Raw genomic sequence first — 13,313 nt, 5'->3', positions numbered from 1 at the left:
TAACTACACAAGGAGTTAATCTATTGAAAAAAAGTACTAAACATGATGCTTTTCTTCCAATTACTTTTTTTAAATATACAGTACCGTATTAATAACTAAACCTACTGCAATAACACTTATCTTTTTCCACTGCATTTTTAAATATCTATGAGCTACCCGTTTTATATTCGCGAATAGGATTTTCGAAAAAGGACTAATTTTATTATTCGCACTCTTTTCTCAGACGCAAAAAAATCGCTCCCCTTCCAATTTTCAACTTACCGCTATTCTATTTTAGCATTAAAAATTTACTTTATATCGTTATTGAATTGCTGCTAAATTTTGACATATCGCTATTAATAAATCAACAAAAACACTTAACTGGCTAAAAATCAGAACATTAAAAATTAGGCATGAATTTCGTTTTAATCAGTCAAATTACAAATCAATAATTGTTTTTAAACTGACTTAATCCTTTTTTTATTGTTTAATATTTTTGCCTATATAAAATGAAAAATCTGTTTACAACGGTATTAATTGCTTTTTTAACTTCAGCACTTTATTCACAGAATTATTCTTCTGCTGAAGTTTTGACCTTGGAAAAGGCTTTTGATCTAGCTGTAAAAAACAGTGTACAGCTTAAAATTGCTTCACAATATACAGAACTCGCACATCAAAAAATCCAAATAAATAAATTATACCAGCTACCTAGTATTTCAACAGGATTAAATTATGGTTATTTGAGTAATTCTGAAGTTTGGAATCCCTCTTTCTCTCGACATACAACAAGAGAATTACCGCACCAGTTTACAGAATTATCTCTAACTGCCGCTGAAGTGGTTTTTAAAGGAGGTGAAATAAATACCAATATTCAGAAAACAAAATTAGAAGAACAGGTCGCGATTTTAAGTCAGGAAAAGAATGTACAAGATATAAAATTCCTCGTTGTGGCAAAATACCTTGACATCTTCAGGCTTATAAATTTAAAACAGGTATATCTCAACAATACTAACCTCTCACAACAGCGTCTGAAGAATATTATAACAATGCAAAAACAAGGTATGCTGACCCAGAATGATGTACTGCGAACCGAACTTATAATTTCTGATTTAGAGTTAGCCACAAGAAAAACAGACAATTCAATAATCATCCTGAATCAACAGCTTAATATGGTGATTGGGTTTCCAGATTCAAAACGACTTATGCCAGATAGTACTTTATTAAAATCTGTAAAATCAATCGAGGGTTTTGATTATTTTAAAGAAAAAGGCTATGAAGAAAATCATGAACTAAAAATTGCCGCAGTCGAGAATATGATAGCCGTAACAAATATAAAACTGCTTGGCACAGATAGGTTTCCAGAAATTAGTCTGTTTGCAAAAAATTACTTGCAGCGCCCTTTTTTAAGTGCCGTTCCTGCTGTAGATATTTATACAAATGTATGGCAGGCAGGTATCAATATTCGTTATAATATTTCATCTATTTATCAATCTACAACAAAAATAGCAGCAGGAAAAATGCAGTGGGAGCTTTCAAAACAAAAAGAAATTCTAACAACGCAAAATATGGAACTTTCAATAAACAACTATTTTATAAAGTATGAGGAAGCCAAAGATGAATTGGCAACTTTAAAAAAGGATTTAAAATCGGCTGAAGAAAATTACCGCATTGTCGAAAAAAAATATTTTAATCAGCTGGCTTTAGTGACAGATATGACCGATGCAACCAATATTAAATTAGAATCGGAAATAAAAGTAGCAAATGCTGAAATAAATGTAGTATACACTTATTATCAGTTATTAAAATCAGCAGGTATACTCTTTTAAACCACTAACTATTATGAGTACTATTAATTCTGAAAAAAGGAAATTAAGCAAAAAATTAAGTATTATTATAATTAATATTTTGCTTGTTATTTGCGGTGTATCTGCAATTGTTTGGGGTATTTCTACCTATTTTGATTTAGACAATGATCTCTACACAAACGATGCACAGATAGAAGAATATATCAATCCAGTCAATACTCGAATTCCCGGCTATGTTAAAGAAGTCCGTTTCAAAGAACACGAACATGTCAAAAAAGGAGATACACTTATCCTGATTGACGACGCCGAATACAAAATACAAACAGAACAAGCTGAAGCTAATTATTTGTCGGCAAAAGCATCGAAAAATGTAACAGCTTCTGCTATAAATACAGTAAAAAGCAATTTAAATGTTGTCGATGCTACTATTAAAGCTGCAGAGGCCAGAATGTGGAATGCGAAACAAAATTACCGTCGATATGAAAACCTCCTAAAAGAGGGAGCGGCAACACAACAGCAATTTGATCAAATTAAATCAGAATACAATTCATTAGCATCCCAGACTAAAGCATTAATTCAACAAAGACAGACGACTATCCTTTCCACAGAGGAAACTTCTAAAAAAGTTTATATCAATGAAGCAGAAATTAAGCGCGCAAATGCCGCACTTTCAATGGCTAAACTCAACCAGTCCTATACTGTTATTACTGCTCCTTATGATGGTGTCACCGGCAGAAGAACTATTCAAGAGGGACAACTGGTACAAGGGGGACAAACCTTATTGTCTTTGGTAAGAAACGACAATAAATGGGTCGTCGCTAATTATAAAGAAACCCAAATAGCGAAATTATATATTGGACAAAAAATGAAATTAAAAGTAGACGGTATAACGCAAAATGAATTTTTAGGCAAAATTACTGCGATATCTCAAGCTACCGGGGCAAAGTATTCTGCAATTCCTGTAGATAATTCAACCGGCAATTTTATAAAAGTGCAACAACGAATCCCTGTTAAAATTGAATTTACAAATAATAAAAACACTAAAATAGCTGTAGAACAATTGAGAGCAGGAATGAATGTCGAAGTTTGGATTGCTCATTAAAAATATTCTAAAAACTCTTTCATATGGAATTAAATGACTTGTTTTATAAATGGGTACCGGTCTATGTAAGATTGCCTATGCTATTCTTGTTGCTTTTTGTCATTTTAGTAGGCAATGGTGTTTTTTTAGGCAATACCACTGATATGTTCAGTAGTCTTGGTGAGTATCCTGAGCCCTATATACAGGCTTCCAACGCACTTTACATTGGAATGGGATTGGGACTAATGTTTGAAATGAGACTGAAACAACGCTTTTCAAATAAAGAGTTACTTCTTTACGGCCTGTCCATGATGCTTCTGATGAATATTCTTTGTGCCACAACCGATAACCCTACCTTAACAGTTGTAGCCTGCCTATTTCTTGGGCTTTCAAAAATAGCGGCGCTAGTGGAAGTGTATGTCATTTGGTTATATATCTGGAGTAAAAAACTGGACAGCAGTCGATTTTATCCTTTTGTCTACTGTACAGCACTTTGCGGTTTGTTTTTAATAACTTGGTTTACAACCAAACTTGCTTATAACTATAATTGGCGGTATGCCTACATATGGATTTTGATTCTGATTCTAATATGCTTATTAGTCACGCTGGTGTTAGTAGAAAATCATAAATTAAAAAAGAAAATCCCTTTATATCAAGTGGACTGGATTGGATTGCTATTGCTCACCAGTAGTTTGATGCTCTATGATTATGCCTTAGTCTATGGAAAAGTAGAAAACTGGTTTGACTCTAAAAAAATAATTGCCTCCTTGTTTGCAACAGTACTAACACTTTTACTTTTTGTCAAATTAGAATTGTCCATAAAACGTCCGCTTTTTGATTTAAACCTTTTTAAAATCAACAGTTTTCGTCATGGCCTATTTTATTTTTTATTACTTGGAATATTTGTTCCCTCCACCTTTCAATCTGCCTTTTCAGTTAGCATACTTCATTATGAAATGATCTTAAATACAGCATTAAATCTTTACATGATACCTGGAATTATTGTAGGCTCAGTACTCTGTTATTTTTGGTATTGGAAAAAATACGACGCTGAACTATTGATATTTACAGGTTTTCTTGCCTTTGTTATTTATCATGGCATAATGTATAACAGTTTTTCAGTTGATTTTAATAGCAAGGATTTTATACTTCCTTTATTTATAAAAGGATTTGCCATGGCAATACTTTATATAGCTATCGGTTTGTATGCAACAAATAAGTTAGGAATTGGTGTTACATTAAGTGCCGGAGGTATCATGATATTAATTCGATCTTTTTTAGGAAGTGGTACTTTTTCAGCCATTTACAATTATTTGTTATACGCGGACAGAATTAAGCACTTTAGTTATATCGCCAGTCATACCGAAGCTAATGACTTTCTAATAAAGCAGCAGGGAAATACTTTAGATTTTTATAAAAACCTTCAGGGACAAGCTCTTTTATCGGCATCAAAAGAGATCTCAGGCTATATTATTATAACTGGTATTCTATTATTGATTTTTATATTGACAACCTATATCCATCAAAAAATTAAAAATAAGATTAATGCGTATTAATCTTACCGATCTGGTTCATTTTTCATAATTCTTTTCGCTTTATATCGTATTCCACTTCTTAAAAACCTCGATATTTCGCTAAAAAATAAATTTAAAAAATATTAAAAATACCTGATAATCAACTAATTACAAGTTAGGTGTGATTCTTGTTTCCTTTAATGCAAAATCTAAAAAGATATTTATAATCAACAATAGAAAATAATATAAAGTATTTAAATAACCCGTTTGATTTACTCACAAGCTAAAAATAAAATTTTATTAAATAAGATAACAAACTGCAATCTCAAACAGTGCTCCACTATACTTATGGAAAAGCAAAAAAATAATTTGTGACTTCAAAATATAGTAACTAAAAAGGATAATTGGGCACCATTAAAAAGTAATTATTAACTAATCTATAAAAATCAGAAAAAATGAAAAAGCAAATTAATTTAAGAAAAAGTAAAGGCCCAATAAAACTAACCATTGCTGCCTTTTTACTGTTATTTATGGTGTCAAACACCGTCTTTTCACAAAAACAAGTGAAAAATATAGTATTAGTCCATGGCGCATTTGCAGATGGTTCCGGATGGGAGGGTGTATACACAATACTGAAAAATAAAGGGTACAATATAAGTGTAGTTGCTAATCCAAATACATCACTTTCCGATGACGTTACTGCTACAAACCGCGTGTTGGATCATATTGATGGGCCAGTAATACTTGTTGGGCATTCCTATGGCGGGGCTATAATTACAGAAGCCGGAAATTCAGAAAAGGTAGTCGGGCTAGTATACATTTCAGCTTTTGTGCCGGATTCGGGAGAGTCATTGTTAAAATTACTGCAATCAGGTCCCCCTTCACCTAATTCAGGTATACTTCCTCCGTCAAAAGATGGTTTTGTATGGTACGACAAAACGAAATATCATTCTGGTTTTTGCGCCGATTTAAGTAAAGAAAAAGCTGATTTTATGGCTGATTCCCAAGTTCCTGTTTCAGCATCTGTTTTTGGAAGCACAATCACAAATGCTGCCTGGAAAACTAAACCAAGCTGGTATGTTGTTGCAACCGAAGACCAAACTATCCCTGCAGATGCAGAACGTTTTATGGCAAAAAGAGCCAATGCAAAAGTAACCGAAATTAAGGGAAGTCATGTTGTATTTATCTCACAACCAAAAGCAGTAGCCGCAGTCATTGTATCTGCTGCAAACGGTTCCTTAAAATAAAACCCTTGAAACATAAACTGCTCAAAGGATTTTTTAATATGCAGTAACAATCTTGAAACGAGATAAAGTGTCTACCCCAGATTATCCAATTTATATGGGGTAGACTTTTTCAAAATTTACAGTGAAATTAATATCCAGACTTAACAGAAGCATTCGGATATTTTTAACGCCATCTTACGCTACTATATCGCTTCCTACATAGGAATTCAAGGGCTTTCCTTAAGTCGAATCCGCAAGAATGACCCGTGAATAACGATTTTAACTCCGGCTAAAATTATTGAGGTTTACAATTTTGAAACTTTATCCTGCCAAATTAAACAACAATTAAAAATGAAAACTAAATTAATTTTTTTTAAAACCATAGCAAGTATTGTTATACTCCTTTTTAACTTGAGTATGTTCTCACAAACTCAAAAATCGAACTCGGAAATGAAAACCAAAACGGTGGTATTCATTACTGGAGCATTTGTTGGCAGCAACTGCTGGGATGAATGGAAAACGTATTTTGAAAGCAAAGGATATAAGGTAATTGTTCCTGACTATCCTTATAAAGATGCAGATCCTGCCACTTTGCGCAGCAGAAAACCAAACTCAGCCTTAGCGGGTTTAACACTGGAACAATTAACGGCCTATTATGAAAAAATTGTACGTGAACAACCGGAAAAACCTATTCTGATTGGTCATTCACTTGGGGGACTGCTTACTCAAATACTAGTACACAAAAATATCGCTGCAGCAGGAATTGCAATTCATTCAGCTCCCCCAAAAGGTATATTGCTGTCAAAAAGGTCGTCAATTAAATCCGTCTGGAGTGCACTTTCATTATTTGGAACTTCAAAAGAGACTTATATGATGTCTTTTAAAGATTGGCAATATGCTTTTACAAATGGGATGACTGAATTGGAACAGAAAACTGCCTACGAAAAATATGCAACTCCAGAATCTGTGCACTTAATAAGAGGTGGTTTAACAAATGCCGCAAAAGTCGATTTTAAAAAACACCACGATCCCTTACTGATTGTATCTGGAGATAAAGATCACTTTTTCCCCTCATCAATCAATTACAAAAATTATAAAAAATATAAAAAGAATTCTAATTCGATAACTGATTATAAAGAATTCAAAGGTCGTAATCACAATGTTTTAGGTTTGCCAACCTGGAAAGAAAATGCCGATTATATTTTAAACTGGATGAGTAACTATTAATCATTATGATTTTTTTCTTGTTCCAGTTCAATGTGGAACTTTTAATTCAGCTGCAACTTTGCACTGTAAATTAAATGAAGCCATTAAGCAGCTTTAAAAATAACATTAAAAGAATAAATTATGTCAACAACAAAATGGGTTATCGACCCGACACATTCAGAAATTGGATTTAAAGTAAAACACATGATGTTTACCAACGTATCTGGAAAATTTCAAAAATTTGATGCCGCTATCGAAACTAATGATGATGATTTCGAAAACGCTAAAATTGATTTCAATGGTGACATTGATTCAATAACTACAGGAAATGCAGATAGGGATGCACATTTATTAAGCCCAGATTTTTTTGATGCCGCTCAATTTCCTAAAATCAATTTTATAGCTACTTCTTTAAAAAAAATAAACGAAGGAGAATATGAGCTAATTGGAGATTTAACGCTTCATGGTGTTACAAAATCAGTAAAATTAGATGTAGAGTTTAGTGGATTAATGAAAGATCCATGGGGAAATATAAAAACAGCTTTCACTATCAACGGTAAAATCAACCGTAAAGATTGGGATTTAAACTGGAACTCAGCTTTGGAAACTGGAGGCGTTTTAGTGAGCGAAGAAGTTCGTCTCTATATTGAATTACAATTTATTAAACAATAAATTAGAGCAAGGATTGTCAGTGAAAATGTTGCCGTTAACTCCTTTGTAAATAAAGATAAGAAAAACATTCGTCATGCTTTGTTTATGGACAAAAGTGGTTAAATACGGTGCATTATATGGTATTGGATTGCAATTCCGATGCAGTAATAAATACTGAAATAATTATAAAAGTGGGTAGTATTCATACCCACTTTTTTAAACAAATTTTGCATCATGGAAAAAAACACATTCAATATTCTGTTACTCATTTTATTTTTTCAGTGCCTCTTTTTGCTCAAAATGCCCTGGTGATTACTTAAATGACGCTAAATCACAAGCGATAGCATGAAATATAGCATAGAAACTTTCAATCCTCTTTATCCGCGCGCGCCTATTTTGAAGCCGTGGGCTTAATTGGTCCTTCTAATTTAATGGATATTCATCTTTCAATAAATATAGAATTCAGATCAAAATTAAGTTTTGCATTAGACTATGATGTTTTCTGGAGAGCCAGTATAAAAGACGGCATATATAACCCAAATCAACGATTAATTTATGCAGGGAAAACAGTTTTAAAAAGTTTATCGGAACGCAATTGAGTAACGAAATAATTTATCAAACATAAAATTCGCTTTTAAATGTGGCGCTGCTTTGTTTAATGCTGGTTCATTTATAAAGGATTCGGTGGCAGAAAAAGACATTTTTTTTGGAAGTACAACAACCCAATATAAATTTGAAAACATACAGATTTAGCAAAACATCAAAATTGATACTGATGACAAAAATAAATATTCTTTATATAAGCCCCAATAAATATAATTCAAATGAAGTACTTGAATTAATAAATGCAAATGAAAGTTGGCATGGATTTGTTGCTAATAATGAGGAAGAGGCAGTATTGCTGTTTTTAGAATTCAATATGGCAATGATTCTTTTTGGCTGTGATGTTAATAAAAAAACAGAAATCAAGTTGTGTCATTATTTTAAAGAAATAAATCCAACTATAATTATTTTAGAACCTTATGGTGGTGGCACAGGATTATTAACACACGAAATTATTTCTGCTTTCAATAAGGACGAAAGTTTATGATTTTTGATGTTTCAGATACAGATTTTTTTTTGCAAACTAATTTTATACTAATTAATAAATAAAATAGACTATGGAAAATAAAATATTAGGTATTCATCACATTACCGCAATTGCCGGAGATGCCAAAGGTAATTTTAATTTTTATTCGAAAATTTTAGGACTGCGATTCATAAAAAAAACAGTCAACTTTGATGACCCGGGAACCTATCATTTTTATTTCGGAGATGAAATTGGAAGTGCGGGAACAATCTTGACTTTTTTCCCGTGGGGAGGAGGAATTCAGCAAGGCAGAAAAGGTTCCGGAATGGCGACTGAAATTGGCTATTCTGTTCCTGCGGGAAGTTTAGATTTTTGGATTAAACGCTTTGAAGAACACAATGTGATTTATAACAAACCTGCTATAAAATTTGGAGAAAAATACCTGACTTTTTTAGATCCAGATGGATTGAAATTGGAATTGATAGAATCAAAAACAACTGATGAGCGAAAAGCTTGGGAAACAGAAGACATAAAAAAAACGGTAGCCACGAAAGGATTTCACAATATTACCTTAACATTGAACGATATTAAAGCTACAGCAACTATTCTCACTGAAGTATTTGGATACAAATTAATCGATCGGGAAGTTAATCGTTACCGTTATGCAACAAATGAAGTGGAGAATGCAGCCATAGTAGATTTAGCGGAACTACCGGAAGAAAAACGAGGTCATGTAGCCAATGGATCTGTACATCATGTAGCTTTCAGAGTTAAAAATGATGAAATCCTAATGCATTTTCGTAAAATAATTGATGCGTTGGGATTAGGCGTAACACCACAAATTGATCGTCAATATTTTCATTCACTCTATTTTCGTGAACCAGGAGGGGTTCTTTTTGAAATCGCAACTGAAAATCCTGGATTTACAATTGATGAAACGATAGAAAATTTAGGTAAAGAATTAAAATTACCACCACAATATGAAACGCGTCGCGAACAAATTGAATCTAGTTTAGTAATAATCAATTAAGTAAAAAAAATGGACTTTCAACCACTACAGTATATTTTTATAGGCACAGGAAATCCTAGTGCAAAGACCCTTTTACTTTTACATGGAACAGGTGGTAATGAACATGACCTATTGCCATTAGCTAAAGATTTTGGTACTGGTTTAAATATTTTAAGTCTTCGGGGTAATGTATTGGAAAATGGACTGCCCCGATTTTTTAAAAGACTGGGGATGGGTGTTTTTGATGAACGAGATTTAGAATTTCGAACAGAAGAAATGATTTACTTTATAAAAGCCCTTGCTGTTAAAGAAGGCATTGATTTGACAAAAATTATTGCATTAGGGTACTCTAACGGTGCAAATATTGCAGGAGCCACTTTAATTCTTCATCCTGATTTTTTTGCTGGCGCTATACTATATCGTCCCATGCAACCTTTTAGATATATTCCAAATTTTAAAAGTAAAAAGAACATCCCATTATTTTTATCTACAGGGAAAAATGATCTAATGGTGAGCATTGGTGAAACAAACGAGTATCTCAAAATATTAAAAAACGGGAACTTTAATATTTCCCATTATGACATAAATACCAGCCATAACTTGAACCAAGAAGATATAGAGCTGTCTGTTGAGTGGTTTAAAAATAATTTTTAAAGCTAAGTAAATTATTTTTGGGGGCAGTCTACATACATAGATCACTATAATTATGATTATTATCGGGTCCCAGCACGACAATATATTATATTACAAAAAAAGGACTATTGAAATTGAAACCTCTTTAGGAGAAAAGAGAATTTTTGAATCTGGAAACGTTTTATTGGTGGAAGATACTTTTGGTAAAGGACATCGAACCCGAAATCTGACGAGAGCCATTAGATCTTCTATTTTTGTTACTCTAAAATAAAACCAATTTTTAGTATCTTTTAAAATAACCAACCGACACTTGGTTAACTTAAACTTTTGTGTAATGGAGTATTCAAATCCTATCATTGAAGGCATATTTCACAAATTTAAACCAATCCTAGGTGAGGATTGCAATCGATACAAGAACCACGTATATCGTGTATTTTTGAATTGTCTTTTAATGGATTCCAATGAAAATAATATAGAAAAATATGCTATCGCAGCTGTATTCCACGATATTGGAATTTGGACTGCTCATACCATTGACTACCTATATCCTTCCATTGAACAGGCTAATCTTTACTTGACAGAATCGGGAAAACAGGAATGGATTGAGGAAATCACACTTATGATTTATTGGCATCACAGAATGAGTCACTATCAAGGAAAACACAAAATAACTGTTGAATATTTTAGGAAAGCCGATTGGATGGATGTGTCTTTAGGATTAATAAATTTTGGTTTTGATCGTCAAAAAATTAAAGCATTCAGAAAAAAATTACCTAACCTGGGTTTTCATCTTTTTCTTCTAAATCCAATTTTTAAAAATTTCTTCAACCATCCTTTCAACCCACTTCCCATGTTTAAAAATTAACTATTTTAAGTTCAATTCTTAATTTAAAATTGATTATTCTTTAAAATATAAGCAACCCTTTCTTATTAAAAACCGCTGTTTTTTATACCCAATTTTTTGATTTTAGAATTCAATGTTGAAGCTGGAATATTTAAAATTTCTGCAGCCCCTCCCAAACCTGAAACTTTTCCTTTACACTTTTTCAAAATGTAGGTGATGTAATCGCGTTCATTATCATGAATTGTTTTTATGGAAAATTCCTGTTGTATTTCCCCCAGTTCATTTTTATTCGAAAAAGGAAGGTGTATTTCTTTAATCATGCTGCTTTCACTCATTAAAATACTACGTTCTATAACATGCTCCAACTCCCTAATATTACCCGGCCAGTCATAGGATAACATTTGTTGAAGTACTTCTTCTGCAAGGACAGGAGCTTTAATTCCTATTTTCTTACTGTATAAATTAATAAAATGAGCAGCCAAAGCTGGAATATCTTCCTTTCGTTCTCTTAAAGAAGGTATATTTATAGGAAAAACATAAAGTCTGTAGTATAAGTCCAGTCGAAATCGTCCCGCAGCCAATTCTTCTTCTAAATTTCTGTTAGTTGCAGCAATAATGCGTACATCAATATTTATTGAGGAACGTCCTCCTACCCTTTCTATTTCCTTTTCCTGTAATACACGTAATAATTTCACCTGAAGATCAATGGGCATTTCACCAATTTCATCTAAAAAGATAGTTCCGCCATCCGCCATTTCAAATTTCCCTATACGCTTGTCCAGTGCTCCCGTAAAAGCACCTTTTTCATGTCCAAAGAGTAGTGATTCTGCTAAGTTATCAGGAATAGCTCCACAATTAATAATAACCAAGGGTTTGTCTCTTCTTGAAGAAAGATTATGGATTCCTTTCACTACTTTTTCTTTTCCGGTTCCGCTTTCTCCCAAAATCAGTACTGAAGTTTCAAAAGGAGCTACTTTCTTTATACAATCAAAAACAGTGATCATCTTTTTGCTGTTTCCAATCATTGATTCAAAATCCTGAGGCGAATTTCCTGAAATATCTAAAATTTCTTTGCTCTCATTAAATACCTTTTTCCTGGCAATATGCATATTATTCACAAACTTTGTTAATATATTCTCAAGTTTGGTCAACAACATGATATGTTCTCTTGTATAGGTATCAAAATGTCTGCTGTAAAATAAAAAATTGAAAACATTACCTTCAATATTCAATGGAATAACTACAAAAGATTTAATTCCGAAAGTATGAACAATCAATCTTTTAATAGCCGAATTTTGGCACATTTTTATAAAAGAATCACCCTCATAAATTTGAGCTATATCATGTTTCAGAGATTTGGATTGCATATCAATCAATTCTTCTTTTTTTATAGCTGTTATTTTTGAAAATCTCTCAATATTAATTATTTCATAACTATCAAAATTTCTTCGAAGAAGTCCAATGGTATTGTATTCATCATTAATAAATCCGCCTTCCATATAATCAAATGGAATATAGGTTTGTAATACCTTTCCTAATTGCAATAAAGCCTGCTCCCATTTTACGGAAGAATACATTATTTCATTAATACTTTTTTGCAAAATACTTTCTTGCAATAGCTGGGTTTCTGCACTATGCTTATGCCTATAACAAGCAATTTCTAAAGTAATTAAAATGTCTTGTTCACGAAATGGTTTTACAATGAAACCGTAGGGTTGCGTCTTTTTGGCATCCTCTAATATCGTTTTACTGGAATTAGCGGACAGGAATATAAAACCAATATGTTTTTCTTTCAATTTTTTTGCTAAATCAATACCTGTTTCATTCCCTTTAAGAAAAATATCCACAAAAACTAAATCAGGAGTATCGTTCGCTATGAATTCAAGCGCCTGCAATACAGACCGTACTATTCCTATAACTTCATAACCTGCTTTTTCAAGGATTAACTGCAAATCATGCGCTTCAATAAATTGATCTTCAACTATTAGTATTTTCATTTTTAATGATTTCTTTTCATCATTAGCGTCCCTTTTCATAAAATTATTTGTTATTGTACATCAAAAAATTAAACCATAAAGGCTATTTCTCGTTGCTTAATTGTTAAAATTGCAATTCAAAAAATCACTCTGAATTACTACTATAAAATTAGTTAATATTTATGTATTAAAAAACAAAGTGCTCTTTTTAAATAAATGAAATTAACAGTACTTTGATCCTATTAATAACTACTAACTTACATCTATTATTTAAAATTTATTTGCCTATTTTTATTTCTATATTTGTAAATATCTAACGT

The 13,313-nt window shown here is 32.3% G+C and carries 11 protein-coding genes and 1 pseudogene; 11 read left to right on the top strand and 1 reads right to left on the bottom strand.

The genetic code is table 11. The features are described 5' to 3' along the window. The first annotated feature begins 488 nt into the window (after window positions 1-488). The 11 genes and pseudogenes from ACM55H_RS15490 to ACM55H_RS15440 all read left to right on the top strand — a co-directional run bounded on the left by ACM55H_RS15490 (window position 489) and on the right by ACM55H_RS15440 (window position 11,038). The gene (locus ACM55H_RS15490) at window positions 489-1,805 is read left to right on the top strand and encodes a TolC family protein (RefSeq protein ID WP_416837378.1); all 1,317 of its coding nucleotides are present in this window, start codon (window positions 489-491) and stop codon (window positions 1,803-1,805) included. A gap of 13 nt (window positions 1,806-1,818) precedes the next feature. Further along, on the top strand, window positions 1,819-2,886 hold the full coding sequence (locus ACM55H_RS15485; RefSeq protein WP_416837377.1) for an HlyD family secretion protein: 1,068 nt from the start codon (window positions 1,819-1,821) through the stop codon (window positions 2,884-2,886). Between the two features lie 23 nt (window positions 2,887-2,909). Further along, a complete protein-coding gene (locus ACM55H_RS15480; RefSeq protein ID WP_416837376.1) occupies window positions 2,910-4,421 on the top strand; it encodes an MFS transporter in 1,512 nt (503 codons plus the stop codon). Between the two features lie 413 nt (window positions 4,422-4,834). Beyond that, a complete protein-coding gene (locus ACM55H_RS15475; RefSeq protein WP_416837375.1) occupies window positions 4,835-5,626 on the top strand; it encodes an alpha/beta hydrolase in 792 nt (263 codons plus the stop codon). Window positions 5,627-6,055: 429 nt separating this feature from the next. Further along, window positions 6,056-6,832: an alpha/beta hydrolase gene (locus tag ACM55H_RS15470; protein ID WP_416837374.1), complete on the top strand. Its 777-nt coding sequence runs from the start codon at window positions 6,056-6,058 to the stop codon at window positions 6,830-6,832. Between the two features lie 120 nt (window positions 6,833-6,952). Further along, a complete protein-coding gene (locus ACM55H_RS15465; RefSeq protein ID WP_416837373.1) occupies window positions 6,953-7,483 on the top strand; it encodes a YceI family protein in 531 nt (176 codons plus the stop codon). A gap of 374 nt (window positions 7,484-7,857) precedes the next feature. After that, window positions 7,858-8,061 (top strand): annotated as a pseudogene (locus ACM55H_RS15460) (alginate export family protein); the annotation flags it as partial. Window positions 8,062-8,237: 176 nt separating this feature from the next. Beyond that, window positions 8,238-8,552: a hypothetical protein gene (locus ACM55H_RS15455; RefSeq protein WP_416837372.1), complete on the top strand. Its 315-nt coding sequence runs from the start codon at window positions 8,238-8,240 to the stop codon at window positions 8,550-8,552. A gap of 70 nt (window positions 8,553-8,622) precedes the next feature. Next, window positions 8,623-9,561, top strand: coding sequence for a ring-cleaving dioxygenase (locus ACM55H_RS15450; RefSeq protein ID WP_416837371.1), 939 nt, complete (start codon window positions 8,623-8,625; stop codon window positions 9,559-9,561). Between the two features lie 9 nt (window positions 9,562-9,570). Further along, window positions 9,571-10,194, top strand: a complete 624-nt coding sequence (locus ACM55H_RS15445) for an alpha/beta hydrolase (RefSeq protein ID WP_416837370.1) — start codon at window positions 9,571-9,573, stop codon at window positions 10,192-10,194. Window positions 10,195-10,507: 313 nt separating this feature from the next. Next, window positions 10,508-11,038: an HD domain-containing protein gene (locus ACM55H_RS15440; protein WP_416837369.1), complete on the top strand. Its 531-nt coding sequence runs from the start codon at window positions 10,508-10,510 to the stop codon at window positions 11,036-11,038. Window positions 11,039-11,103: 65 nt separating this feature from the next. Here ACM55H_RS15440 and ACM55H_RS15435 read toward each other — a convergent pair whose 3' ends face one another. Next, the gene (locus tag ACM55H_RS15435) at window positions 11,104-13,014 is read right to left on the bottom strand and encodes a sigma 54-interacting transcriptional regulator (RefSeq protein ID WP_416837368.1); all 1,911 of its coding nucleotides are present in this window, start codon (window positions 13,012-13,014) and stop codon (window positions 11,104-11,106) included. Window positions 13,015-13,313: the final 299 nt, after the last annotated feature.

The organism is Flavobacterium cryoconiti (assembly GCF_048158645.1).
GTDB lineage: Bacteria > Bacteroidota > Bacteroidia > Flavobacteriales > Flavobacteriaceae > Flavobacterium > Flavobacterium cryoconiti.
This window is presented reverse-complemented; position numbering and strand designations above follow the sequence as displayed.

Excerpts from the sequence above, each read along its gene's own strand:
- ACM55H_RS15450 (WP_416837371.1), top strand. The coding sequence starts at position 8,623 with ATGGAAAATAAAATATTAGGTATTCATCACATTACCGCAATTGCCGGA.
- ACM55H_RS15480 (WP_416837376.1), top strand. The coding sequence starts at position 2,910 with ATGGAATTAAATGACTTGTTTTATAAATGGGTACCGGTCTATGTAAGA.
- ACM55H_RS15490 (WP_416837378.1), top strand. The coding sequence starts at position 489 with ATGAAAAATCTGTTTACAACGGTATTAATTGCTTTTTTAACTTCAGCA.
- ACM55H_RS15475 (WP_416837375.1), top strand. The coding sequence starts at position 4,835 with ATGAAAAAGCAAATTAATTTAAGAAAAAGTAAAGGCCCAATAAAACTA.
- ACM55H_RS15465 (WP_416837373.1), top strand. The coding sequence starts at position 6,953 with ATGTCAACAACAAAATGGGTTATCGACCCGACACATTCAGAAATTGGA.
- ACM55H_RS15435 (WP_416837368.1), bottom strand. The coding sequence starts at position 13,014 with ATGAAAATACTAATAGTTGAAGATCAATTTATTGAAGCGCATGATTTG.
- ACM55H_RS15455 (WP_416837372.1), top strand. The coding sequence starts at position 8,238 with ATGACAAAAATAAATATTCTTTATATAAGCCCCAATAAATATAATTCA.
- ACM55H_RS15485 (WP_416837377.1), top strand. The coding sequence starts at position 1,819 with ATGAGTACTATTAATTCTGAAAAAAGGAAATTAAGCAAAAAATTAAGT.
- ACM55H_RS15440 (WP_416837369.1), top strand. The coding sequence starts at position 10,508 with ATGGAGTATTCAAATCCTATCATTGAAGGCATATTTCACAAATTTAAA.
- ACM55H_RS15445 (WP_416837370.1), top strand. The coding sequence starts at position 9,571 with ATGGACTTTCAACCACTACAGTATATTTTTATAGGCACAGGAAATCCT.
- ACM55H_RS15470 (WP_416837374.1), top strand. The coding sequence starts at position 6,056 with ATGAAAACCAAAACGGTGGTATTCATTACTGGAGCATTTGTTGGCAGC.